This is a genomic window from Streptomyces sp. NPDC043908, assembly GCF_056435525.1.
The window spans coordinates 12,219-36,842 of record NZ_JBWKEI010000003.1 but is presented as its reverse complement, the minus strand read 5'-3'; the positions used below and the strand labels follow the sequence as shown (position 1 = coordinate 36,842).

The 24,624-nt window shown below is 71.7% G+C and carries 20 protein-coding genes and 2 riboswitches; of the genes, 8 read left to right on the top strand and 12 right to left on the bottom strand.

Going from position 1 to position 24,624, the window contains the following annotated elements; genetic code table 11:
- Positions 1-61: 61 nt before the first annotated feature.
- Positions 62-265 carry a cold-shock protein gene (locus AC069K_RS08195; RefSeq protein WP_067161837.1) on the bottom strand — a complete coding sequence of 68 codons (204 nt, stop codon included), beginning with the start codon at positions 263-265 and terminating at the stop codon, positions 62-64.
- Between the two features lie 390 nt (positions 266-655).
- Between AC069K_RS08195 and AC069K_RS08190 the strand changes: the two genes are divergently transcribed.
- Complete coding sequence (locus AC069K_RS08190; RefSeq protein WP_478613414.1) at positions 656-1,336, top strand: LamG domain-containing protein; 681 nt, start codon at positions 656-658, stop codon at positions 1,334-1,336.
- A 47-nt stretch (positions 1,337-1,383) separates the two neighbouring features.
- Here the strand turns inward: AC069K_RS08190 and AC069K_RS08185 are convergent, their stop codons facing one another.
- The 6 genes from AC069K_RS08185 to AC069K_RS08160 all read right to left on the bottom strand — a co-directional run bounded on the left by AC069K_RS08185 (position 1,384) and on the right by AC069K_RS08160 (position 7,266).
- Positions 1,384-2,118: an LmeA family phospholipid-binding protein gene (locus AC069K_RS08185; RefSeq protein ID WP_478613411.1), complete on the bottom strand. Its 735-nt coding sequence runs from the start codon at positions 2,116-2,118 to the stop codon at positions 1,384-1,386.
- Positions 2,112-2,705: a TetR/AcrR family transcriptional regulator gene (locus AC069K_RS08180; RefSeq protein ID WP_365107720.1), complete on the bottom strand. Its 594-nt coding sequence runs from the start codon at positions 2,703-2,705 to the stop codon at positions 2,112-2,114. The genes AC069K_RS08185 and AC069K_RS08180 overlap by 7 nt, the downstream gene beginning before the upstream one ends.
- Positions 2,706-2,837: 132 nt before the next feature.
- The gene (locus AC069K_RS08175; protein WP_478613407.1) at positions 2,838-3,668 is read right to left on the bottom strand and encodes a transglycosylase SLT domain-containing protein; all 831 of its coding nucleotides are present in this window, start codon (positions 3,666-3,668) and stop codon (positions 2,838-2,840) included.
- Between the two features lie 4 nt (positions 3,669-3,672).
- Positions 3,673-3,857, bottom strand: a riboswitch (cyclic di-AMP (ydaO/yuaA leader).
- Positions 3,858-4,208: 351 nt separating this feature from the next.
- Positions 4,209-5,123: an aldo/keto reductase gene (locus AC069K_RS08170; protein WP_478613404.1), complete on the bottom strand. Its 915-nt coding sequence runs from the start codon at positions 5,121-5,123 to the stop codon at positions 4,209-4,211.
- A 296-nt stretch (positions 5,124-5,419) separates the two neighbouring features.
- A complete protein-coding gene (locus tag AC069K_RS08165) occupies positions 5,420-6,286 on the bottom strand; it encodes a dioxygenase family protein (protein ID WP_478613401.1) in 867 nt (288 codons plus the stop codon).
- Between the two features lie 38 nt (positions 6,287-6,324).
- Complete coding sequence (locus AC069K_RS08160) at positions 6,325-7,266, bottom strand: AraC family transcriptional regulator (protein WP_478613398.1); 942 nt, start codon at positions 7,264-7,266, stop codon at positions 6,325-6,327.
- Between the two features lie 223 nt (positions 7,267-7,489).
- On the opposite strand from AC069K_RS08160, the gene AC069K_RS08155 reads away from it, so the two are divergent.
- From AC069K_RS08155 to AC069K_RS08145, 3 genes are all read left to right on the top strand, one after another.
- Entirely contained in the window at positions 7,490-9,160 is a 1,671-nt protein-coding gene (locus tag AC069K_RS08155) for a sodium:solute symporter family protein (RefSeq protein ID WP_478613395.1), read from the top strand.
- Positions 9,161-9,175: 15 nt separating this feature from the next.
- Positions 9,176-9,499: a hypothetical protein gene (locus tag AC069K_RS08150; RefSeq protein ID WP_478613392.1), complete on the top strand. Its 324-nt coding sequence runs from the start codon at positions 9,176-9,178 to the stop codon at positions 9,497-9,499.
- A 206-nt stretch (positions 9,500-9,705) separates the two neighbouring features.
- Positions 9,706-11,022 carry an FAD-binding oxidoreductase gene (locus AC069K_RS08145; protein WP_478613389.1) on the top strand — a complete coding sequence of 439 codons (1,317 nt, stop codon included), beginning with the start codon at positions 9,706-9,708 and terminating at the stop codon, positions 11,020-11,022.
- Between the two features lie 66 nt (positions 11,023-11,088).
- Here AC069K_RS08145 and AC069K_RS08140 read toward each other — a convergent pair whose 3' ends face one another.
- On the bottom strand, positions 11,089-11,751 hold the full coding sequence (locus AC069K_RS08140; protein WP_478613386.1) for an HAD family acid phosphatase: 663 nt from the start codon (positions 11,749-11,751) through the stop codon (positions 11,089-11,091).
- 358 nt (positions 11,752-12,109) lie between these two features.
- Between AC069K_RS08140 and AC069K_RS08135 the strand changes: the two genes are divergently transcribed.
- On the top strand, positions 12,110-13,420 hold the full coding sequence (locus AC069K_RS08135) for an aldehyde dehydrogenase family protein (RefSeq protein ID WP_478613383.1): 1,311 nt from the start codon (positions 12,110-12,112) through the stop codon (positions 13,418-13,420).
- Positions 13,421-13,531: 111 nt separating this feature from the next.
- Here AC069K_RS08135 and nicT read toward each other — a convergent pair whose 3' ends face one another.
- The 4 genes from nicT to AC069K_RS08115 all read right to left on the bottom strand — a co-directional run bounded on the left by nicT (position 13,532) and on the right by AC069K_RS08115 (position 18,024).
- The gene (nicT, locus tag AC069K_RS08130) at positions 13,532-14,761 is read right to left on the bottom strand and encodes a Nickel transporter NicT (protein WP_478613380.1); all 1,230 of its coding nucleotides are present in this window, start codon (positions 14,759-14,761) and stop codon (positions 13,532-13,534) included.
- Positions 14,760-14,966: riboswitch (cobalamin riboswitch) on the bottom strand. (Overlaps the previous gene by 2 nt.)
- 71 nt (positions 14,967-15,037) lie before the next feature.
- Positions 15,038-16,108, bottom strand: a complete 1,071-nt coding sequence (locus AC069K_RS08125; protein ID WP_478613377.1) for a radical SAM protein — start codon at positions 16,106-16,108, stop codon at positions 15,038-15,040.
- 216 nt (positions 16,109-16,324) lie between these two features.
- A complete protein-coding gene (locus tag AC069K_RS08120) occupies positions 16,325-16,672 on the bottom strand; it encodes a peptidoglycan-binding domain-containing protein (RefSeq protein ID WP_478613374.1) in 348 nt (115 codons plus the stop codon).
- Positions 16,673-16,911: 239 nt separating this feature from the next.
- Entirely contained in the window at positions 16,912-18,024 is a 1,113-nt protein-coding gene (locus AC069K_RS08115) for an alpha/beta hydrolase (RefSeq protein ID WP_365107686.1), read from the bottom strand.
- 299 nt (positions 18,025-18,323) lie between these two features.
- Here AC069K_RS08115 and AC069K_RS08110 point away from each other — a divergent pair, with 299 nt between their 5' ends.
- From AC069K_RS08110 to AC069K_RS08100, 3 genes are all read left to right on the top strand, one after another.
- Positions 18,324-20,189, top strand: coding sequence for an HSP90 family protein (locus AC069K_RS08110; protein WP_478613371.1), 1,866 nt, complete (start codon positions 18,324-18,326; stop codon positions 20,187-20,189).
- Positions 20,186-23,218 (top strand): tetratricopeptide repeat protein, encoded by a 3,033-nt coding sequence (locus AC069K_RS08105; RefSeq protein WP_478613368.1) that lies wholly within the window; start codon positions 20,186-20,188, stop codon positions 23,216-23,218. The genes AC069K_RS08110 and AC069K_RS08105 overlap by 4 nt, the downstream gene beginning before the upstream one ends.
- A 470-nt stretch (positions 23,219-23,688) precedes the next feature.
- Positions 23,689-24,582, top strand: coding sequence for a LysR family transcriptional regulator (locus AC069K_RS08100; protein WP_358837126.1), 894 nt, complete (start codon positions 23,689-23,691; stop codon positions 24,580-24,582).
- Positions 24,583-24,624 lie beyond the last annotated feature (42 nt).

The window sequence follows — 24,624 nt, the reverse complement described above, 5'->3', positions numbered from 1 at the left end:
GAGCTGGGGCCCGTACACAAGGTGCGGGCCCCAGCTGCGTCAAACCTGTGCCTCAGTGGCTTCAGGCGGGGGTGATGTTCTCCGCCTGCGGGCCCTTCTGGCCCTGCGTGACGTCGAAGTTCACCTTCTGGCCTTCCTGAAGCTCACGGAAGCCCTGGGTGGCGATGTTCGAGTAGTGGGCGAACACGTCCGGGCCGCCACCCTCCTGCTCGATGAAGCCGAAGCCCTTTTCCGAGTTGAACCACTTCACGGTGCCAGTAGCCATGTCATATCTCCTTCGGGGCATTGCCCTTGGAGTCCACACTGTGTGAACCCCGGCGTCGCCGCGATGATTACCCCGTCCGGAAAAAGCACCGGAAATACAAAAGTGCCCGGCGGAAGATTGCCCGCCCAGGCACTTGAAGTCTTTGGGAACCACAACTGCAACTGAGATCAACAGTAGCACGGGTCGGCCGTGGCGTACAGCAAATGCCGAAGTTTTCATCCGTGTGCCGCGGAATCCCTGATCTCCCGGGGAAAACCCCTGGACACGCCCCGATCCTGCCCCTCCGGGCCTTTGCTTACGTAAAGCATACTTTCGGCGTACGGCGAGGAGACGCGGGGCGACGTGGGGAAGACGCCACGGTGCGCACCCGGCCTGTGCCAGAGTGTGACCGTGCTTCCCGAGGCCCCCCGGTCCCCCGTCCTCACGGCCGACTTCACCTCTCCCGCGCAGTGGGTCGCGGGCCGCTCCTGGGCGTATCCGGACGGCGGTCCCGTCAACCCCGGCGACGACAAGCTCGACCATCTGGTGCCCGACGCCGAGTACGGCCGCGGCGGCACGTTCCGGGCGCGGCGCCGCGCCGACGGGCTGTGGAACACGGGTCTGCTGACCACCGAGGGCAGCGACGAGGACTTCCTGGTGCGCGCGGGTGACGTGTTGGAGGCCCGCGTCCGGCTGCCCCGCGAGCAGGGGGCCTGGCCGGCGATCTGGACCTGGCGGGACGGCGGCCAGGAGGTCGACGTGTTCGAGTACCACCCCGACAACCCCGACCTGCTGGAACTCACCAACCACGTCCGCGACGCCCACCACTCCCACCGCGACCCCTCTGTCGCCCCCGGCGCCCTCCTCGATCTGAGGGTCGAGTTCGGCGCCCGCTCGGTGGCCTGGTGGGTGAACGGCGCGCCGGTCTTCGCCGACCACAAGGGGGTGGGCCGCCGCTGGCACGCCCACCTCATCGTCAACCTCTCGGTCAGCGCGGGCCGATTCCATCCGCGGCCCGCTCCCGAGGTGTCGGAGATGTCGTTCGAGGTGCCCGCGCTACGGGTGTACCGGGAGCCCCCAACGCCCGTATGACGCGGGCTTCATGACATCTCGTCACCTGACAGTTGCCCGACGGTGTCTCAGGCGCGGGTGTCCGTACGGAAGGTGACGTCCTTGCCGGAGAGCGTCGCGGTGAGCCCTTCGGATCTCGTGGTGATGGAGGTGAGCGCCAGGCCGTCCGGAATCCCGTCGAGCTCGATCTCGCGCTCCAGCATGCCGGTGACGATCCCGCGCACCGCCTTGGGCAGGTCGTCGCCCGCCTTCACGGACCGCAGCTTCAGGGTGCGGCCGCCCGCCGTCTCCACGCGCGCGCTGGCTCCGACCTTCCCGAAGAGCGGCAGCGAGGCGGTGGCCGCGACGCGCGGCTCGGACCTGGTGCTGTCCCGGCTGTAGCCGATGTCGATGCCGAGTGCGCGGGACAGGTCCCGGTAGGACACGAAGGCGGTGGCCCTGGCGGAGGCGGCGTGTGCCTCGGAGGCGTGGGAGGAGCGCCGGAGGTGGTCGAGTTCGACGTTCAGGGTGGTGATGGGGAGCCTGCCGCCGTCGCGGCCCGCGGGGATGTCCGAGGCCTCGATGTCGACGCGGTCGAGGGTGCCCCCGGCCAACTGGGTCAGTACGGGGAAGCCGTGCACCTCCACATGGGGTGCGGACGGGAGCCCCCGCGCCTTCTGGAACGCGTCGGCCGTACGGTGTTCCGTCCAGGAGGCCGCGGCCCGGTCCCCCGCCACGGCCAGTCCCGCCAGCACCACGACGGCGACGGCGTACTTGCACCATCCCCGCAGTGCCCGGCCCGCCGCGGCACGCGCCTTCAGCACGGGGCCCCCTCCTCGGGGACGGGGTGCGCGCAGATGCCGCACGCGGCGCGGAAGGCGCTCAGGAGCGGGGCGCGCAGCAGCTCGTCGGGCAGGTCCTGGCGCGCGGCGACGGTGCTGACCAGGCCGGTCACGGCCAGCTGCGCCCGGACCGTGCCCGCCAGGTCGTCCGCGTCCGCGAAGGCGGCCAGGGTCTCCGTGCGGTGGTCACCGAGATCCCCCAGGCCCTCCACTCCGGCGAGGGCGCCGGGCAGCACCGGCAGCCCGGAGTTGAAGAGCAGGGCGAGCCGGGAGCGGTGGCGCAGCGCCAGATCGACGAGATCGGCCGAGGCCCGCAGCTGCCGCTCGGGTCCCTGCGGCAGGGCGCCCCAGGTGGCCCGGAGCGCGGCGAACTCGGTGAGGGGGCCGATGAGCGTCGCGGCGAGCAGTCGTTCCTTGGAGGGGAAGCGGTGCAGCAGCCCGGTCTTCGAGTAGCCGACCCGGTCCGCGATCTCCTGGACGGAGGTGCCGAGGTACCCCTGGGCGGTGAAGAGCTCGGCGGCGGCCTCGACGATCTCCGCGTCGAGTTCCGCGCGCGTCGGGCGTGGCATGCGGTCCTCCCCTGAGCCTGGTCACGCCACCGTAACAGACCATCTGGTCCTGGATGGACCAGATGGTCCGGCGGCTGCCGGCGGCTGCCAGCGGCTTGCGGCGGGGAGGTTTTGTCGGTCGGCGGGCTTCCGTCAGTACGGACCGTTGACGTTGTCGATCGAGCCGTACGTCTTCGCCGCGTAGTTGCACGCGGCGACGATGTTGGCGACGGGGTCGTAGCTGTCCGTCGACGTACCGGGCACGTGGAAGGCCTGGAAGGTGGGGTCGATGACCTGCAGGAGGCCCTTGGAGGGGGTGCCCGCGACGGCGTTGGAGTCCCAGTTGTTGATGGCGAAGGGGTTGCCCGACGACTCGCGCATGACGTTGCGGTAGATGCCGTCGTAGGAGCCGGGGATGCCGTGCTGGGCCATGATGTCCAGCGACTGGCGTATCCAGCCGTCCAGATCGTTGCCGTACGTCTTCGCCACGGCGGCGGTCGCCTGCTGGGGCGGCGTGCCCGTCCGCGCCGAACGGTCGGCCCGGGCCGGGGTGGCGGGGCGGTCGGCGGACGGGGCCTTCGCCTTCTTGCCCACCGCCAGCTGGAGGCCGGGGTGGATCAGCGCCGGGTTGCCGCCGATCGCCTGGCGGTTGTCCTTGTAGAGCCTCTTCCAGCCGCCGCTCACGTCGAGGTCCTGGGCGATCTTGGAGAGCGTGTCCCCGGCGACGACGGAGTAGGTCGTCGGGGCCGCCTTCGCCGCGCCTGCCTTCTGCGCCACGATCGGCTTGGCGGACACGGCACCCTTGGCGGCGACGGCGGGAGCGGCCTTCGGGGCGGCGGCGTGGGGGGCGGCCGAGGGTGCGGCACCGGCGCTCGTCGCGCCGATCACCGGAATGATGAGCGCGGCGCCGCCCGTGCCCGCGGCGGCGATGCCCCGGGTCAGGCTGCTGGACTTGGGGCGGCGGTGCTTACCCTTTGCAGGCATGGCGAATTCCTCTCCTTCGCCTGCGAGGTGAGCTGTCGGGTTCGGGCGAGGGCTGCCCGGCCGCGCTGCACGCGGCTTCACCCCGAGCCGTTCCGTCCTCCGGATCCGGCGACTACCTGGGTCCCCCGCTCCTGCCTTTTCGTGTGTGGGAGGTTTCCGGACAGCGGCAGGATTCGGCGGTCCATCCGGATTTGAGCGAGACCGTAATCGAATGGGCCCGGCGGAAACAAGAGCGTGAATTCATTCCGGCATCGGAGAGAAAGATCCATCGGTGCCGGGGATACGAGCGCCCTTCTCCCCGTATCCCCAACTCGCCTTCCACGCAACGGAATGAGCGCATCACCCTCGCGCGCGCACCGGGGCCCGAAGTGACCCACTTCACTTCTTCCGCGGCCTTGGAGAGGGATTCCTGCGCGTTCCCCAGAAGAATGAACGGGCGTTGGCGGCGCGCAAAAGAAAAGCTAAGCCCCTTTATCATTCCCAATGAATAGATTGACGACATAGGAGCGAAACCGGGCGCCCGCCGTCCATTTCGGACATCTAGGCGGACGGCTCCGACGGCGTCTCCAGCAGGGCCGCCTCCTCGTCGGTGAGCCGGAGCCCGCCGGCGGCCACGTTCTCCACCAGGTGGTCCGGGTTGCCCGTGCCGGGGATGGCCAGCACGTGCTCGCCCTGCCGGAGCGTCCAGGCGAGACGGACCTGCGCGGATGTCGCGCCGTGCGCGCGGGCGACCGCGAGGACCGCCTCGCTCTCCGCGCCGGCCGCCTGCCCGGCGCCGCTCTCGCGGCCTTCGCCCGCGATGGCGAAGAACGGGACGAACGCGATGCCCTGCTCGCCGCAGAGCCGCAGCACCTCGCCGGAGCCCGTCCGCCTGCTGTCCAGGCCGTACCGGTTCTGCACACAGACCACGGGCGCGATCGCCTGGGCCTCCGCCAGGTGCTCGGGGCCGATGTTGGAGATGCCCAGGTGGCGGATGAGGCCGGCCTCGCGCAGCTCGGCCAGGGCGCCGAAGTGCTCGGCGAGCGAACCGGGCCCGTTCAGGCGCAGGTTGACCACGTCGAGGTGGTCGCGGCCGAGCTGGCGCAGGTTCTCCTCGACCTGGCCGCGCAGGTGTTCCGGGGTGGCCCAGGGCAGCCAGGCGCCGGACGCGTCGCGCCCCGGGCCGACCTTGGTGGCGATGACCAGATCGTCCCGATAGGGCGCGAGCGCCCGGTTGATGAGTTCGTTGGCGGAACGGAGCCGGGAGAAGTAGAAAGCCGCGGTGTCGATGTGGTTGACACCGAGTTCGACCGCGCGCCGCAGCACGGCGAGGGAGCGCTCGCGGTCGCTCGGCGTACCGAGGTCGAACGCGGCGCTCCCGGTGAGGCGCATCGCGCCGAATCCCAGGCGGTTGACCGACAGGTCACCGAGTTTCCAGGTGCCCGCGGCCGCCGCGTGGATCGTCTCCGTAGTCATGATCGCAGTCTGTCATCAGGACCGGCGCGAACGGAACGCTCCGACTCGGAGCACGGCGAGGCCTACGCGGACTGTGAACAGTCCACGACCTCAACGCACTCAATGCGCCGAACGGACTCGCGCCCTGCGCGGAAAAGCGCGCCGGGGGAGAATTCTTCGCGATATCGCCTTCACCGGCACCCCTTTCGGTTTCAGCCCGCCGCGCTTTCTCCCTTCGACATTCCACATAAGTGCTCCTGCCCGTTCGCCTTGTCCCGTGGATTCACGCCAACACGGTGGGTCGGTAAGGGAAGTGTCTACTCCGCCCGCCACAGCGCGGGCACGTTCGGCGGCTCCCAGCCCGGCTGGGCGGTGTGTGCCTGGAGACAGACGTAGCCGCGTCCGCCGTAGGCGGCGCGATCGCCCGAGCGGTAGGCAGTGCCGACGGACCAGGTGGTTCCGGGGGGTGGGCCGGTGGGCGTGGGGGTCGGTGACGGCGACGGCGACGGCGACTGGGCCACGTCCAGGACGAAGTCGAACGCCGCCTCCTTCGCGCCGCCCGCGTCCCGAACGGTCATCAGCAGCCGTGCGTCGAAGAGCGAGTCGGTGTTGTTGCGCGGCTCGCCGGGGAAGTAGAGCTGGGTGGTGAGCACCCGCCGGCCGGGCGCCTGCGCCTTCACGTGGATGTGGCGGGTGCGGCCGGGGTAGAGGCCCGGCACGATCGTGGTGAGGGTGAACGCTCCCCGGGCGTCGGTGTACTGGTGCCCGCGGAGGCGGAAGCCTGTGTTGTCGTAGGCGCCGTTGGTGTCGGCCTGCCAGAAGTCGAGCAGAACGCGGGACAGCGGCAGGCAGGCCCGGCCGAAGACGTACCCGGTGACCGTGAGGCGGGTGCCGGGGGTGCCGGGCTCCAGGAGCGAGGTGCGCTCGGGGGAGTTCGGTTTGAAGTAGGGGCCCTCCGTCTGTTCCGGGGTGGGGTGGTCGCCGTCGTCGCACGCCGGGGTGAGCCGGGGGGCGGTGCCGGCGGCGCCACGGGCCAGCGTGGGCACCCCGGCCAGGGACACGGGCACGGCCACGGAGGCCGCGAGCGCTGCCCGCAGTACGGTCTTGCGGCTGGGCCGGGACCGTCCATCGGCCTCTGCGGGCCGGTTCTCGTCACGTCGTGTCGCGTCGCTCTCGCCATCCATGGCTGCTCCTTGGGGGGAGGTGGGGGACGGCTACGACGCTAGGCGGACGATCGGGTTCGGGCGATGGACGCGATGCGGTGGTCGTGGTGATAATCTCCGCCGCCGCGCCGGAAGTCGCCGGGGCTGGCGCCGGTCTCCCGGCGGAAGAAGCGGCAGAAGTAAGCGGGATCGGTGAACCCGACCCGGTCGGCGACCTGACGTACCGTCAACTCCGTGTGCAGGAGGAGCCGTTTGGCCTCGTGAGTGCGGGCCTGGCGGATGAGCTCACCGGGTGTGCGGCCGGTGGCCTCCTTCACGGCCTCGGTCAGATACCCCACGGACACGCCGATCCGGTCCGCGCACGCGCGTACGGACGACGGCAGGTCGTCGGCGCGCGCCACCAGGGCGGCGAACCGGCCCGCGACACCGTTCGCGCGGGCGACGTCCTGAGCGACGGGGGTCGCGGGCAGTCGCGCGGCCCGGACGAGCAGGACGTGCAGCAGCGCGCGCAGCACCCCGTGAAACCCCTCGGCCCCCGTCCGGTACTCCTCGTACATCTCCCCCACCAGCGAGGAGGCCCAGCTCTCGGCCTCCCGGTCCAGCTCCAGCCAGGGGCGGGGGCCGAGGCCGCGCAGCAGGGCGCGGTCGTCGGGGTGGTCGAGCAGGAAGTCCTCGGTGAAGAGGATCACCCACCCCTCGGGCCCGGCCGCGCACTCCCATTGGTGGACCTGCCCGGGGGCGATGACGCACAGATGCGGTGGGCGCAGCGGGAACCGGGCGAGGTCGAGCACATGGGCGCCGGTGCCGCCGGTGATGTGCACGATCTCGTAGAAGGTGTGCCGGTGGGGGAAGTCTGCGCGGGACATCGCGCCGATGGTGTCGAAGGTGCCCATGGCGAACGGCAGCGCGTTGGGCATCGGCACCTCCAGCCGATGCAACGGCGGCACCTCGCCCCCGTCTCCACACCCACCGGCCCCCGGCAACACAGCCGCCCCACGCATCCACGACCCCCCACCTGGCCCGGACCAGCCAACGGTGAGCCTCACGATGACACGACCAGAAGGGATCCGGAACACCGCCGCGAGCGGCCGGGGGCGGTCAAGCACACCCCACACCCCCAGCCTCCACCACAATCAAACAAAAACTTCCAACAAAAGTGTTCAGTTTCTCGCCGGTGAGGCGTAGGTTCCGTTCCGATCAGTTCGCTCGACGAAGCGGGTACGTATGCAATCTCTGGCCGCAGGGCTCCGGCTCCCCACCAACGGGCTCGACTACACGATTCTGGCGATCTACTTCGTCGTCGTTCTGGGCATCGGCTTCGCCGCCCGGGCGAGTGTGAAGACCAGCCTCGACTTCTTCCTCTCCGGGCGGTCGCTGCCCGCCTGGGTGACCGGGCTCGCCTTCGTCGCCGCCAACCTCGGCGCGACCGAGATCCTCGGGATGGCCGCCACCGGCGCCCAGTACGGGGTGGCGGTCGTGCACTGGTACTGGATCGGCGCCATCCCGGCCATGGTCTTCCTCGGCCTGGTGATGATGCCGTTCTACTACCGCTCGAAGGTCCGGTCCGTGCCGGAGTTCCTGCTCCAGCGGTTCGACGCCTCCGCGCACCTGCTCAGCTCGGCTCTCTTCGCCTTCGCCGCGATCCTCATCGCGGGCGTGAACCTCTACGCCCTGTCGATCGTCGTGGAGGCGCTGCTCGGCTGGCCGCAGTGGGTGGCCATCGTGGTGGCCGGGCTCTTCGTCCTCGCGTACATCACCGTCGGCGGACTCTCCTCCGCGATCTACAACGAAGTCCTCCAGTTCTTCGTGATCCTCGCCGCGCTCATCCCGCTGGTCGTCCTCGGCCTCAAGCGCGTCGGCGGCTGGGGCGCGCTCAGCGACGACCTGGAGCCCGCGCACGGCCACAACTACCTCACCGCCTGGGGCGGCACCGGCATCGGGCAGAGCAACCCGCTCGGCGCCAACTGGCTGACGATCATCCTCGGCCTCGGCTTCGTGCTCTCCTTCGGCTACTGGACCACCAACTTCGCCGAGGTCCAGCGCGCGCTGTCCGCGAAGAACCTCAGCGCGGCCCGGCGCACCCCGCTGATCGCCGCCTTCCCGAAGATGTTCATCGTCTTCCTGGTGATGATCCCGGGCCTGGTCGCCGCCGCCCTGGTGCCGAAGATCGGCACCCCGGGCTCCGACCTGACGTACAACGACGCCATCCCGTATCTGATGCAGGAGCTGCTGCCCAACGGTGTGCTCGGGATCGCCGTCACCGGTCTGCTCGCCGCCTTCATGGCGGGCATGGCGGCCAACGTGTCGTCGTTCAACACCGTCTTCACCTACGACATCTGGTCCAAGTACGTGAAGAAGGACCGGCCGGACGCGTACTACCTGCGCTTCGGGCGGCTGATCACGGCCATCGGCGTGCTGGCCTCGATCGGCACCGCGTTCATCGCGTCCAGCTTCTCCAACATCATGGGGTACCTCCAGACGCTGTTCTCCTTCTTCAACGTGCCGATGTTCGTGGTCTTCGTCATCGGGATGTTCTGGAAGCGCGCGTCCATGAAGTCCGGCGTGTGGGGGCTGGTCGCCGGCACCACCGCCGCGATGGTCAACTACTTCTGGATCTACAAGCAGGGCGTCGTCTCCATCCCCACCGACCAGGGTGCCAACTTCGTCTCCGCGATCGTCGGCTTCGCCGCCGGCGCGATCACCATGGTCGTGGTGACGCTCTTCACCGCCCCCAAGCCCGAAGCCGAACTGGCCGGCCTGGTGTACGGGACGGTCTCACCCGGCCTTGAGGAAGCGCCCGGCGAGGGCGACGGCGCCTGGTACCGCAAGCCCGCGCTGCTCGGCTGGGGAGCGGTGGTCCTCGCCGCGCTCTGCTACGTGCCCTACTCGCTCTGATCGGAGGCCAGGACCATGTCTGAACTGCAACGCGAAGTCTCCGAGCTGGAGAAGAAGTCCGCCACGGCGGCCCGGCTCTTCGACATCCGCCGGATCATCGGCGGGCTCTTCACCCTGTACGGAGTGATCGTCACCATAGCCGGGCTGACGGCCTCCGACGCCGACCTCGACAAGGCCCAGGGCGTCAACATCAACCTCTGGACCGGCCTCGGCATGCTCGCCCTCGGCCTGTTCTTCCTGGGCTGGCTCTGGCTGCGGCCCCTCGCCCCGCCCGTCCCGCAGGCCGGCGAAGACGGCAGGGACGGCGAGGACGGCGAGGACGGGCCGGCGGCGCTCTAGCCCACGGCCAGGCCCCGGCACCCGGCACCCTGCGCGCGGGACCCTCCCGAAGGGTCCCGCGCGCCCCTCTTCCCCTCCTCCCGCTCCCCCTCCGCCTCCTCCGCCCCGTCACATTTCCCCGTTCGATTCCGTCAGGGAAGTGATCGCGAAAGCCGGCCGGTGCGGTTCCGGGGGCACACGCGGAACGAGGAAGTAGGGAAAGAACCATGACGACGAGCGCTCTCGCCGAACTGCGGTCACAGGTGCGCGGCCGTGTCCTGCTGACCGGTGACGACGACTTCGACCAGGCACGACAGCCGTGGAACCTCTCCGTCCAGCAGCCCGTGTCGGCGGTCGTCGAGGCGGCCGACGCCGACGACGTCGCGGCCGTGGTGCGGTACGCGTCGGCGGCCGGGCTCGTCGTCGCGCCCCAGGCCGGCGGCCGGGGCGCCAGCGGTGACGTGGAGGGCGTGATCCTGCTGCGCACCGGCAAGCTCGACGAGCTGCGCGTGGACGCCGCCGCCCGTACCGCGCGCGTCGGCGCGGGCGTCCTGGGCGGTCAGGTCCAGGCCGTGGCGGGGCCGCTCGGTCTGACCGGGCTGCCGGGCAGCTCCCCGCTGGTCAGCGTGGTCGGCTACACCCTGGGCGGCGGGCTCAGCTGGTTCGGGCGCAAGTACGGCTGGGCCGCCGACAGCGTCACCGCCTTCGACGTGGTCACCGCCGACGGCGACCGGGCCCGGGTGACCGCCTACTCCGACGCCGAGCTCTTCTGGGCGCTGCGCGGCGGTGGCGGCGACTACGCCCTGGTCACGGCCATCGAGTACGACCTGCACCCGGCGCCCGCCCTCTTCGGCGGCCGGGTGGTCTGGCACGGCAGCCAGGCGCCGCGCGTCCTGGACGCCTTCCGCAGGATCACCGCGAACGCGCCGGACGAGCTGACCGCCTGGATCAACCTCCTCCAGATCCCGAACGGTCCCTCGCTCGTCACCGTGGACAGCACCTTCCTCGGCGAGGAGGCCGAGGGCCGGGCGCTGCTGCGCGCGCTCGACGGGATCGAGGGCGCCACCACCGACACCCGGGGCGTGCTGCCGGTGGCCCAGCTGGGCGAGATCACCGGCGAGCCGACCGAGCCCGGTCCCAGCGCGACCCGCGCCGAGCTCCTGACCGACCTGGACGACAAGGTGGCGGCGGCCCTCCTCGCGGAGCCGATCGACCCGCTCGTCGGTGTGCACATCCGCCACCTGGGAGGCGCCTTCGCCGCCCCGACGGAGAACCCGCAGGGCCCGCTGACCGAGCCGTACACCCTGTCCATGTTCGGGGTGCCGTTCTCGCCGGAGCGCGGGGCCGAGATCGCCGCCCGCCAGGAGGCGCTGGTGCAGTCCGTCGCCCCGTACGTCAGCGGACGCAAGCCCTTCACCTACCTCTCCCCCGGCGACACCGCCGCGACGGCCTTCAGGCCCGAGGCGCTGGCCCGGCTCCAGCAGGTCAAGCGCGACCGCGACCCGCGCGGCGTCCTCCGCAGCAACTTCCCCGTCCTGGGCTGACCCCGGGAGCACGGGCGGCGCCCCTCGGCCCTGGGCCGTGGGGCGCCGCTCCGCGTCCGGGGACGGTCAGGACAGCTTGCCGTCGTAGTCCGGGAGCTTGAAGGCGCGCTCCGCGTGCCCGCCCACGAGGTCGGTCGTGTTGTTGCCGATGTTGGCAATGATCGTGTAGCCGCGCGCCTCGATCTCGGCCCGCTTCTGCGTCTTGTACGTGCTGACCTCGTGGAAGAGGTCCGGCAGGTCGCGGACGTACAGACCGGTGACCGGGTAGCCCACCGCCTTGAGGTTGTACGAGGTGAGGGACTCGACGATGCCGGGCCGCGCGGTGACGAAGAAGACGGCGACGCCCCGGGAGCTCGCCTCGCGTGCCAGGGCGCGGACCGAGTCGATGGCCGGGGTCGGGAACGTCCAGAAGTGGTGGAAGTCCGTCTCCAGCGAGGTGTTGTCGATGTCCAGGACGATGGCGGGCTTCTCACCCGCGGGTGAGGCGGCCACGCGCTCCTCGATGTAGGGGCGGGCGGTGTCCACGACGGTCCGGACATCGCGCAGCCAGGTCGCGTGGTCGACGCCCTTGGGCCCGGCGATTGCGCCGGAGGCGGAGGTGCGGGCCGCGACGGAGTACGGGGCGGAAGCCGTCGGAGCGGCCTGGGAGGCGGTGGGCGCGGCGATGAGGGCGGTCGCGGCGGCGGCCACGGCGACGGCCGTGCGCGTCGTCCAAGCAGTGCGGGGCATGGGGGGTCGGTGCTCCTCTGTCGCGAGGGTGGGAGTCCGCGGGAGATCCGCCCGGGCCGTGGGGACCGGCACGTACGGCAACGGAATTGGCATGCGCACGGCCAAGAATGATCAGCCGTTGGCGCGATGTCTACCGGTCGGTAGGGAACTTCTCGTTGACGGGGGATGAATCCGCGGGAGGACCGCTCACGCCCGCACAGGACCGCCTCATACGGAAGCCGGGCGGCCGGATCCAGCCCGTTCCGCACACCCGGGAATGTATTTTGGTACCTCAACTGTTGGTATATACATCGAGCCTTTGCGGCTCGTCCGACGACCACAGCGCGGACCGACGATCCGCCCCCAGCAGCGAGGCACCATGAACCCCACCCAGGAGCAGCCCGCCGACACCGTGGCCCGGCTGCGCGCCACCTTCCGCACCGGCCGCACCAAGCCCGTCGAGTGGCGCACCACCCAGTTGCGACGCCTGCGCGAGATGCTCACCGAGCGCGGCGCGGAGCTGGTCGAGTCCCTCCACGCCGACCTCGGCAAGAGCCCGGCCGAGGTCCAGCGCACCGAGATCGGCTTCGTCGTCCGCGAGATCGACCACACCCTGGAACACCTCGCGGGGTGGCTGCGCCCCGAGCCCGCGCCCGTGCCGGAGCACCTGGGCGGGGCGACGGCCTGGACGCAGTACGACCCGCTGGGCGTGGTCCTGGTCATCGCGCCCTGGAACTATCCGGCGCAACTGCTGCTCACCCCGGTGATCGGCGCCCTGGCCGCCGGGAACGCGGTCGTGGCCAAGCCCAGCGAGATGGCTCCGGCCACCTCCGCCGTGCTGGCGCGCCTGCTGCCCGAGTATCTCGACCGGGACGCGGTGGCCGTGGTGGAGGGCGGTGTTCCCGAGACGACGGCGCTGCTGGCCGAGCGGTTCGACCACATCTTCTACACCGGCAACGGCACCGTCGGCCGTATCGTCATGGCCGCGGCCGTCCAGCACCTCACGCCCGTCACCCTCGAACTGGGCGGCAAGTCCCCGGCCTTCGTCGACCGGGACGCCGACATCGCCGGCGTCGCGGCCCGGCTGGCCGCGGGCAAGTTCCTCAACGCGGGCCAGACCTGTGTCGCGCCCGACTACGTCCTCACCGACCCCGAGACGGCCCGGGCCCTCGAACCGGCGCTGACCCGGGCGATCGAGGCGCTGTACGGGACCGACCCGCAGGCCTCCGCCGAGTACGGCCGTATCGTCAACGAGCGCCACTTCGACCGTCTGAACGGTCTGCTCGACTCCGGCCGTGTCGTCACCGGCGGCCGGGGCGACCGCGCCACCAAGTACCTCGCGCCGACCGTCCTCGCCGACGTCGACCCCAAGTCGCCGGTGATGCGGGAGGAGATCTTCGGCCCGATCCTGCCGATCGTGACGGTGTCCGACCTGGACGAGGCCATCGACTTCATCAACGACCGCGACAAGCCGCTGGCGCTGTACGCCTTCACCGAGTCCGACACCACCCGGGAGCGCCTGGCCGCCGAGACCTCATCGGGCGGCCTCGGCCTCGGGCTGCCGCTGGCCCATCTCACCGTCTCCGACCTGCCGTTCGGCGGCGTCGGGGAGAGCGGCATGGGCAACTACCACGGCCGCTACTCCATCGAGACGTTCAGCCACCGCAAGGCGGTGCTGGCCGCCGGGTGACCGACGGTCGGTGAGGGGCCCGGGACGGATCTCCGTCCCGGGGATCTCCGTCCCGGCCACGACACCCACCGGACCGGCCCCGGTCTCCCCCGCGACCAGGCGCGGGGGCCTTCAGCCGACGGCGTCCGGGGCGGGCGCGGCGCCGTCCCGGGGCGCGGGAACGGCCTCGCCCCGGGGGCCGGGTGCCGCCTCGTCGCGGGCGGCGTCCGGCGAGGTCCGGCCCGGCGCCGCGGCGGCGCGTACCGCCCACCGCTGCTCGACCCTGGCGAACCGCCAGTACGCCAGCGCCGCCGCCCACACCGCGACGAACAGGCCGACGATGATGAAGCCGACGTTGTCCAGGTCGAGGCCCGCGACCCACCCGGTGACGGCGTCCCGCAGGTCCAGCTTCTCGTGCAGCACGCCCACCAGCTCGATCGTGCCGATCAGGAAGGCCACCGCGATGGAAAGACCGGTGATGGTGAGGTTGTAGAACACCTTGCGCACCGGGTTGGAGAACGCCCACTGGTAGGCGAAGTTCATGAAGGTGCCGTCGATGGTGTCGAACAGGCTCATCCCCGCCGCGAAGAGCAGCGGCAGGCACAGCACCGCGTACCAGGGCAGTCCGGCGGCGGCGCCCGAGCCGGCCATCACCATCAGGGTGACCTCGGTGGCGGTGTCGAAGCCGAGGCCGAAGAGGAAGCCCAGCGGGTACATCTGGCCGGGGCGGGTGATCGACTTGGTGAAACGCCCCAGGAGGCGGTTCATGAACCCCCGTGAGTCCAGGTGCTGTTCCAGCGCGGCCTCGTCGTACGTCCCGGCGCGCATGGCCCGGAACACCCGCAGGATGCCGACCAGGGCCAGCAGGTTGAGGGCGGCGATGAGGTAGAGGAACGATCCGGAGACGGTCGTTCCGACCACGCCGAGGGTCTGATGGGTCGGCGAGTCGTCGTTCATCAGGGTGCCCGCGAGCTGGGCGCCCCCGGCGACCAGCGCCGCCATCACCACGACGACGCTGGAGTGCCCGAGGGCGAACCAGAAGCCGACCGACACCGGCCGTTTGCCGTCGGCCATCAACTTGCGGGTGGTGTTGTCGATCGCGGCGATGTGGTCGGCGTCGAAGGCGTGCCGCATACCGAGGGTGTACGCGGTGACGCCGAGCCCGAGGCCGAACGTCTTGGAACCGACCTCGTAGTGCTCGGGCACCACCAGCAGGAAGAGGATGCCGAACGCGACGACGTGCAGGGCGGCGATCACCGCCAGCAGCCAGGCGGTGCGTACGGTGTCCTCACGTCGCCAGTGGAATGTGGCGGCAGGGGTGGGCAGGGTCATTCGTTCACGCTCCAGCACCTCGTGGATCATTACGCGAGATGCCGTGGCCGGTCTCCTGGCTTCCGGGTGTCGCACCGTCCCCGCCTTCCCAGCGGCCTCACGGCCACCAGTGGCACAACGGGACGGGCTACCCGAAGCCGTTCATGGCCTGAACGACGTGGGGCCCGATCACAGTGGCGAGGGCCGCTCCGGTCTTGCACCGGTCTTCCCGAACACCACGGCTCGCCAACCGTAGGTGCGACCCGCCCCACCTGCAAGTCTGGCCGTGGACGCGGGTATTGCAGATCACATTCCGGGCAGCCGTGCTCACTTCGTCGCCGGCGCGACGAACGCCGGGCGGCGGTCGATGCGGGCGCGGACCTCGTCGGAACCGAAGTGGTAGTCGATGCGCCGGACGGCCTCGGCCCAGCTCCGCATGGTGCCCGCGTCGGAGAGCGCCTCGGTCACGAACGGATCGTTCCACCGTTCCACCGCACGCCGCCACAGCTCGGCCGGCGGTTCCTCCAGCAGACTGCCCACCGTCCCCTCGTAGATGAGCATGGCCCGCACCTGCCCGTCGGGCTCGACCTGGAGGGACTGGAAGTCGAGGCCGCGCGCCACCTGCTCGGGATTCATCTGCAGGGAGAAGTTGGTCGACGTGCCGACGCGGACCGTGGCGGGGGCGAGCGACTGGAGCCGCGCACGCTGCTCCTCACTGCCCAGCCGGGCGAGCTGTTCGTCCGTGAGCAGCTCGTGCTCGGCGTATCCGGCGCGGCTGCCGAGCCCCGACGGGACGGCGGCGCCGAAGTCCAGGGAGCTGAGGTGCGGGAAGCGCGGCAGGACGTCCGTGCAGAACTCCTCCAGCCGGTCGATGTTGCTCCGGACGACCGCGCAGTCGACGGCGAACGGGAGCGGGCGGTCCGCTCGCCGGTCCCGCTCCCGCGCACCGTCTTCCAGCAGCGCCAGCGCGCGCATCGCCCGGCCGAACGAACCCGCCCTGCCGCGAATTCGGTCGTGCACCTCGGGCGTGGGACCGTCGACACTCACCACGACCCGTCCGCAGACACGCGCCAGCTCTTCGGTCATCCACGGCCGGTAGTTCCAGCCGCCGGTGTAGACGAGGACCGAGATCCCCGCGCGCGTCAGCCGCTCCGCGACCTCGAAGACCCCCTTGACCAGCAGTGGTTCGCCCCCGGCGAGGGTGACCTGGACCGGGCCCAGGGTGATGATCGCGTCGGCGATCCGGAGCAGGTCCTCGTGGCTCACCTGCCGCGACGGGCGTCTGCCGGACTCCGAGTAGCAGTGGGTGCAGCGCAGCGGACAGGCGTAGGTGATGTCCCAGATGACGGACTGCGGACCGTCGGCAACCTGGTGCGCGTGCTCCGTCGCGTGCTCCATCGCATGCTCCCGTGTCCGCTCGCGGTCTCGGCGCCGGAACACCCCCCGCGCGGGCGGGGGACGTTCCGCCGGGCCCAGACTAGGAGGGGGCGGCGGGGCACGGTATCCCCAACTCTGGGGATGGCGTGGACCCGACGGAGCGCCCCGCGCCCCGCCCCGGGGGCCTTGCCGCCATCACGGACCCCGCCCCTTTCTGCTCCTGCCGCCTTCGGGCGCTCAGACGCAGGCGTGGTCCAGCAGACCGGCCCAGGTCCGGGGGCCGACCAGGCCGTCCACATCGTGGCCCCGGTAGCCGCAGACGTACTGGAAGGACTTCACCGACTTGATGGTCCCGCTGCCGAAGATGCCGTCCACGCGGGTGCGGAAGCCCTGGTCCGTGAGCTTCTGCTGGAGGAACCTGACACAGGTTCCGGTGTCGCCCTGCGACAGGAACGGCCTGCTCTGCGCGCAGCCGGCGGCGCTCGACGCGGCCGGCGCGGCCGCGTCGGCGGGGGCGAGCATGCCCGCCCCTCCCAGCACTCCCGCGCTGACCAGGGCGACGACGAGGATCCGTACCTGTTTCATGGGGCCTCCCGTTGACAGGGCGACCGCGTGTGGTGGACACGCGTGTCGCCGGACTGCGGCGGCGTGCCGATGCGCCGCCGCCGGAAGGCCACGCTAGGGAGAGCGCGGGCGCGAGGCGTCCCACAGGGGGTGGATTCACCTCCTGCAACCACAGCGGTAGCCGGCCCGCCCCTCCACCTGGCGCGGCAGCCGGGTCACGCCGCGCCGGTCGGAGGGGCGACGCCATGTGCGTTCCCGGCTCAGGACGCCGGAGTGGGTCCCTCGATCTGTTCGCTGATCCACTGCATGCTGCTCGCGTCCATCCCCTTCACATACGTCACGGCGTTGTGCCGGCCGCCCTGGATGACTTCGAGGTGGGTGTGGATGGGGCCCTTGTTGCCGTAGGTGGCGATGTACTTGTTCACCTTGGGGATGACGGACTTCTCCTTCGTGCCGTACTGGAAGGCGAGGTACACGTCCGGTCCCTTGGCGGCGATCAGCCGCCGGGAGAGCACCTCCGGGTTGTTCTCCGCCTTCTCCTGGGGGTGGCCGTTCCACAGCGGTGAGTCCGGGACGATGTCGGGGCCCGAGGCGATGACGGCCTTGAACTTGTCGGGGTGCTTGAGGACGGCCTTGAGGCCCGCGAAGCCGCCGGAGGAGGAGCCCATGAAGGCCCAGCCGTCACGCGACTTGATCGTGCGGAAGTTCTGCCGCATGAGGTCGGGCACGTCCTCGGTCAGCCAGGTGCCCATCCTGGGCTGGCCGGGGATGTCGCTGCCGTCCCAGTAGAGCCCGCCGTCGTCCGGCTTGGGGTTCAGCACCGGCATGGCCAGCAGGAACGGTTTGCCCTTGCCCTCATCGGCCCACTTGGAGATGGACGACTCCAGCTTGAGGTTGTTGTCCATCCAGTAGTTGTTGGGGAAACCGGGGCCGCCGGGGAGGGCGATCAGGACGGGGAAGCCGCTCTTGTCGTACTTGGGGTCGTCGTACTGCTTCGGCGCCCAGACCCACACCTTGCCCGTGAAGCCCGACTTCCTGCCGGTGATCTTCACGACGCCGACGTGCGTGCCGTCACCGAGCGTGCTGGAGATCTTGAAGTCGGCGGCCGGTCCCGTCGGCATCAGGGTCTTGGAGTCCACGGGCTTCTGGGGGGCGGCGCCGGGCTTGTCGTCGATCCTGCCGTACGAGATGGGGTCGCCCTTGTCGGTGAACGGCGGTATCTCGAAGTAGCTCATGACCGGCCACGCGATCGCCCCGAGCAACCCCACGCCGACGACCACGAGGAGCCATCGCCGGGCCTTGGAGGCGCGGCGGTGGCCCCGGGACTCGTACGTCTCGGCCCCGTCCCTGGTCCTGGTGGTCGCGTGCGACATCAATGGCTCCGGCTTGGTGCGGCCCCTCGGGGCACGACGGTCGTGTTCCGCCTCCGGGGATGGACAAAGCAGCTGTAAGGGTTCCAAATTTGCCAAACTGTGATCAACGTTTGACGAGGAGCGGACCGACACGGACAGTAACGAAAACGCAGGATCACGGCGCCACGGAGCGCGGAACACCGCCGAGGGCAAACCCGGAGGAGATTGTCAGTGGCCGCCCCTACGCTGATGCTCACGTCGTGATCGACGAGGGGGGCCTCGCGATCGCCTGTTTCCCTGTGCCCGCGAGGTGATGATCCATGACTTCCGCCGCCCCGACCGACGGCGCTCCGCCGGACGTCAACAGCTTCCAGGTCGACCTGCGGGGGCTGGTCGACCTCCTCTCCCACCATCTGTACTCGAGCCCGCGGGTCTACGTCCGCGAGCTCCTGCAGAACGCGGTGGACGCGGTCACGGCCCGCCGGGCGCACGACCCCGGGGCCCGCATCCGCATCCGCCTCTCCTCGGTGGGCGGCAGGGTCGCCATCGAGGACAGCGGCATCGGCCTGACCGCCGACGAGGTGCACACCCTGCTCGCCACGATCGGCCGCAGCTCCAAGCGCGGCGGGGAGCACGGTCTGGAGTCCGCCCGGCGGGAGTTCCTGGGCCAGTTCGGCATCGGCCTGCTCGCCTGCTTCGTGGTGGCCCGCCGCATCCGTGTGGTCACCCGCTCGGCGCGCACCCCCGACGCCGCCCCGGTGGAGTGGCTCGCGTGCGACGACGGGTCGTACACGGTCCGCGTCCTGCCCGACGACGCCAGGCCCGAGCCCGGTACCACCGTCCACCTCGAACCGCGCCCGGGTGCCGAGGAGTGGACCACCGCCGCGCGCGTGGAGGAGCTCGCCCGCGACTTCGGCTCCCTGCTGCCCTATGACATCGCGTTCGCGGGGGACGACGGCGCCGAGCGCCCGGTCACCGACCGGCCGCCCGTCTGGGAGCGGGAGTACCCGACCCCGGCCGCCCGCCGCGTCGCGCTCTCCGGTCACTGCGCGCGGGTCTTCGGTTTCACCCCGCTGGACTCGATCGACCTGGACCTGCCGGTCGCGGGCGTGCGGGGCGTCGCCTACGTACTGCCGGAGCCGACCAGCCCGGCGCACCGGGCCGGGCACCGCACCTACCTCAAGGGCATGCTGCTCACCGACCGCGCCGACAACCTGCTGCCCGAGTGGGCGTTCTTCGTGCGCGCGGTGGTCGACACCGACACCCTGCGCCCCACGGCCTCGCGGGAGAACCTGTACGACGACGAGACGCTCGCCGCCGTCCGCGACGCCCTCGGCGCCCGGCTGCGGCAGTGGCTCGCGGAGCTCGCCGCGGGCGACCCCCAGCGCCTCGCCGCGTTCCTGAGCGTGCATCACCTGGGCGTGAAGTCCCTGGCCCGGCACGACGCCGAGCTGTTCGCGCTGATGCTGCCGTGGCTGCCGTTCGAGACCAACGACGGCCGGCGCAGCCTGGATGAGTTCGCGGCCGCCCACACCGAGATCCACTTCACCCGGACCGTCGAGGAGTTCCGCCAGATCGCCCCGATCGCGGCGGCGCACGGCCTGGGCGTCGTCAACGCGGGCTACACGTACGACGCGGACCTGCTCGCCCTGCTCCCCGGAATCCGGCCCGGCCTGAAGGTGACCGAGCTCGACGCGGGCGCGGTCACCGACCGCCTCGACCCGGTGCCCACCACCGCGGAGCTGTCGCTCGCCGCCTTCCTGTCGACCGCCCGCACCCGGCTCGACCCGCACGGGTGCGACGTGGTGCTGCGAGCCTTCCAGCCGGTGGCCGTGCCCGCGCTGTTCCTCGACGACCGGCAGGCGCGGCACGAGCGCGACCGGGCCGCCGCCCAGGAGAACGCCGACTCGCTGTGGAACGACATCCTCGGCGCCCTGCGCGGCTCCGCCCCGCGCGCGCGGCTGGTGCTCAACCACAACAACCCGCTGATCCGTCGGATCGCCACGCTGCCGGACGCCGAGCTGACCGGCACGGCGGTCGAATCGCTCTACGGCCAGGCGCTGCTGATGTCGCAGCGACCGTTGCGCCCGGCCGACTCCACCCTGCTCAACCGGGCCTTCCTGGACCTCCTGGAATGGGCCACCCACTCCACGCCGGGCACCCACCCCCAGGAGGGCCGGAAGTGACCGCCATGACCCCCGAGGAGATCCGCCAGGCCCTGGCGGAGAACGCGCGGACTCCCTACGGCGCGGCGCGCAACGCGCGCGCCGAGACACTGGCCGCCGCCGCCGAGTCGAGCGGGGACCGCGAGCTGTTCCGCCAGGCGCTGGACCGGCTGATCGACGCGTACGAGTGGAGCGCCGAGCGCACCAAGATGGTGGTGCCGTTCGCGCGTCTGCTCCAGGAGTACGACCGCGACCCGGCCGCCTTCCCCGCCTACGAGGTGCACGGCCTGTTCTGGCGCTTCAAGTGGGTGGCCGGGCGGATCGTCGAGTCCCCGGACATCCCGCTCGCCGCGGTGGAGGGCTGGCTGGTGGACATGGAGCGCCGCTACCGGCTCGCCGGATACAGCGAACGGGCCGTGCGCCAGGCCGAGTTCCACCTCGCCGAGGCGACTGGCGACGAGGCCCGCATGGACCGGGCCGCGGCGGGCTGGACCGCGGCCTCGCGCGACCGGATGAGCGACTGCCACGCGTGCGAGATCAACACCCAGGGCTGGTACTGGGCGCGCAAGGGCGAGGACGCCAAGGCGATCGAGATCTGGGCGCCGGTGCTCGCGGGTGAGATGTCCTGCATGGAGGAGCCCCACCGGGTCCTGGCGCACTCGCTGCTCCCCCTGGTGCGCCTCGGCCGCCTCGACGAGGCCCGCTCCCACCACTTGCGGGGCTACCGGATGGCCCGCGGCAACGACAGCCTGCTGCGCTCGGTCGGCAAGCACATCGAGTTCTGCGCGCTGACCGGCAACGAACCGCGCGGCCTGGAGATCCTCGCCGAGCACACCACCCATCTCGGCCCGCTCACCGACGTCGAGACGCGGATGGAGTTCGCGGGCGGCGTCCTGGTGCTGCTGCGCCGTCTCACCGACCTGGGGCACGGCGACCGCCCCGCCGTCCCCTACCGGGGCACGGGACACACGGTGAAGGAGCTGTACGAGCGGCTCTTCGCGGACGCCACCTCCATCGCCGCCCGCTTCGACGCCCGCAACGGCTCCGCGCATGTCTCGCAGCGGCTCGCCGAGCGGATCGCCCAGCAGCCCCTGGTCGACGTGCTGCCGCTCGGGGTGCGCACCGCGGGACTTCCGGCGGCCCCGGCGCCCGCGGGCGTGCGCCCGGGCGCTGCCCCCGCCCAGGCCGCGGCCGCCACCGACACCCTGGACCTCGCGACTCTGGTCGAGCACGCGCGTACGGCCCGGAGGCAGGGCCGTCCCTCGGCCGGCGCCCTCTGGGCCCGGGTCGCCGAACTCGTCGAGGCGGGAGAGGCGTCGCCCGACGCGGCCACGGCCGCCGACCTGCTGGAGTTCCGCGCGACGGCGGCGGCCCGGACCGGCTCCGAGCAGGCCCGGGAGTTGTTCGCGCGCGCGGCCGACGCCCAGCGGGCGGCCGGGCACCCCGCCCGCGCGGCCTACGCCCTGCTCGGCGTCGCGGCCGCCGCCGCCCGGTCGGGCGCGGAGCCCGTGGAGATACGGCACCTGCTGGCCGTCGCCACCGCGGCCGCGCGGACCCTGGCCGAGACCGACCCCGCTCGCGCCCGCCGGGTCGCGGCAGCCGAACTGACCACCCTCCAGATCGAGTCGTACCTGCGCGAGCGCGAGACGCCCGAGGAGGACCGGCAGACGCGGGACGCCCATCTGGCCGTCGGGCTGGAGGAGTTCGTCGCCGCGCACGGCACCGGCGACCGCGCGGACGTGGATGGGGATGGGGGTGGGGATGTGGCGGATGTGGTCGCCGAGGCGGAACTGGTCCTGGCCCGGATGGCGCTGATGACCGGTGACCTCGGCCGGGCCGAGCCCCTGCTGGCCTCCGCCGCGCAGCGCTGCCTCACCGCCGAGCGTCCTTGGGAGGCGGTCGAACCGCTGTCGCTGCGGGCGCGCGTGCTGGCGGCGCGGGGCGACGCGGAAGGCGCCGAGGCTCTCGCCCGGGCCGCGCTCGGCCATGCCGCCGAGCTGACGGATCCCGAGGAGCACGCCGCCGTACGGCTCACGCTCGCGGAGATCCTGTTGCGCGGCCCCGGCGCGGCCGACGAGGCGGCGGCGCACGCGCTGGAAGCGGCGCACTGGCTGGACCAGGCGGGGCTCACCGCGACCGACGGCGCCCGGGCGCGCCTGCTGCTGGCCCGCGCCTACGCGGAGGCCGAGCGCACCGCCGAGGCGGCCGAGGTCCTCCAGTCCGCGCTGCCCGACCTGGTGGAGCACGGGGAGCAGGAGGCGGTGGAGGCCCGGCGGATGCTCGGTGAACTGCTGCGCGGACTCAACGACCAGCGCGCGGCGGCCGAGCAGTATCTGCTCGCCGCCGAGACCGCGAAGGGCTGGGAGAACCCCCGTCCGCAGGCGAGCCTGGCCCACTCCGCCGCCGAGGCGCTCGCGGCGGCCGGGCTGCGCGAGGAGGCGCGGTCGGCGTACGGACGGGCGCTGGAGCTGTGGCGGCAGGCGGGTGACAACCCCGTCGGGGAGGTCCGGGTGCTGCGGTCGCTGGCCTGGCTGGCGGCGGAGAGCGCGGCGGGGGACGACCGATACGGGCAGGCGCGCGTGCTGATGGAGCAGGCGATCACCGTGCTCGAAGGCTCCGAGGAGCCCGAGTCCCGCTACGAGCGGGCGCAGACCTGGCAGCAACTCGCCGCCGTCCTTGAGGACTCCCTGGAGGAGGACGAGGAGTACGAGGAGGAGTACGAGGACGACCACGACGACGGGCAGGACGGAGGGGGCACCTCCGCCAGTGCCGAACCGGACGTGATGGCCGAGGCGTCCGCGGCCGTCCGGACCGAGATCGTCGCACTCCTCGACCGCGCGTCCACCGGCTATGCCGGGCTCGGCGAGGACGCGCTGCGCGAGTGGTTCCAGTGCGCCGCCCGGGCGGCCTTGACCGAACAGGAGATGGGCCGGGCACACGACGGCATAGCCCGGCTGACCGCCCTCATCGCCCGTCTCGGGCAGTTGGAGAGCCCCGAGGCGGCCGAGCTCGCTGCCCAAGCGGAGCAGATACGGGAGCGGTTGGGCTGATCGCGGCGGGAGGTGTGAGTAGGCCCCTCCCCCTCCCGCCGCCGGGGCCCGGGGGCCCTACTGGCGCTGCCAGTGCCCCGGGAAGCGGGGGGCGTGTTCGGGCTGCGCTTGGCGGCCGGCGGGTGGCCCGACAACAGGAGCAGGTCAAGTGCCACCGGCTCCCAGGCCGGCCCGTGGCCCCGAGCGCACGGCCCCAGGCGCCCAGGCACCGTTGCCCGCTCGCCGCAACGCCAAAGTCGCCGCAGTCCCCGCATTCATCGCCGGATGGCGTGACCTGCGGGGCCGTCAGCTCACCCGGACCGCAAGTCCACACCCGGGGTCGGCACCCTCCGTGGGGACCGCCGTCCGGGTCCGGATCCCTGATGGCTTCCACGGACGGGTTGCCGCCCCGCGTCACATCCTCGCGGGGCCCCTCACCCCAGTCAATCCTCTGGTTTTCTTTCGAAGGCCCAAGCAATACCTTGGGGTTCATGACTCTCGATGATCTCCGCGTCTTCGTCGCCGCCTGCGAGAGCGGCAATCTCAGCGCCGTGGCACGCGATCTGTCCCGTACGCAGTCGGCGGTGAGCCAGCACGTCAAGCGGCTGGAGGCCGAGCTCGGGCTGCCCCTCCTGGAGCGGCGCCCGCGCGGGGTGGCCCCCACCCAGGCCGGGCGGATCCTCCAGCAGGCCGCCGCGCAGGGCATCGGCCACATAGAGCTGGCGCTGCGTCAGCTCCGCCAGCTCAGGGAGGGCGACGGCGGCACCGTGCGGATCGCCACCGGCGCCACCACCGTCCGCCACTTCATGTCCGACGCGGTGGTGCGCTTCCGGGGCGCGCACCCCCGCGCCGGGCTGGAGTTCCGTACCGAGAACTCCAGCCGGGCCTGCGTCGACGCGCTCGCCGCGGGAGACTCCGATCTCGCCTGGATCACCATCGGCGCCCCCGTGCGGGGCATCGAGCAGCGTCCGGTCATCGAGCTGCCGTGGGTCCTCGCCGTCCACGCGGACGATCCCCTCGCGGGCAGGAGCAGTATCGAACCGGCCGACCTGGCCGGTATCCGGCACATCCAACTGCCCGCCGACTCCAGGTCCCGTCACCACCTGGACCGGCAACTGACCGGTCTGGACGTCAGTCTCGCCTCGACCACCAGCGTGGCGGACTGGGACACCGCGATCCTCCTGGCCGAGCTGGGGCTCGGCCACGCCGTGGTGCCCGCGCTGCCCGGGTGGACCGCCTCCGCCCCGGGCGCGGTGCGCTTCGTACCGCTGCCGACGCTCCCGCCGCTGGCCGCGGGGTGGGCGGTACGCCAGTGGGACGCGTTGGGGCCACTCGCCCAGGAGTTCGCGGGCACCGTCGTGGACACGCTCACCGGGGAAGGGTGAGGGGTGCGCCGACGCGGTACGAAAACTTTCTTCGACTGGTCG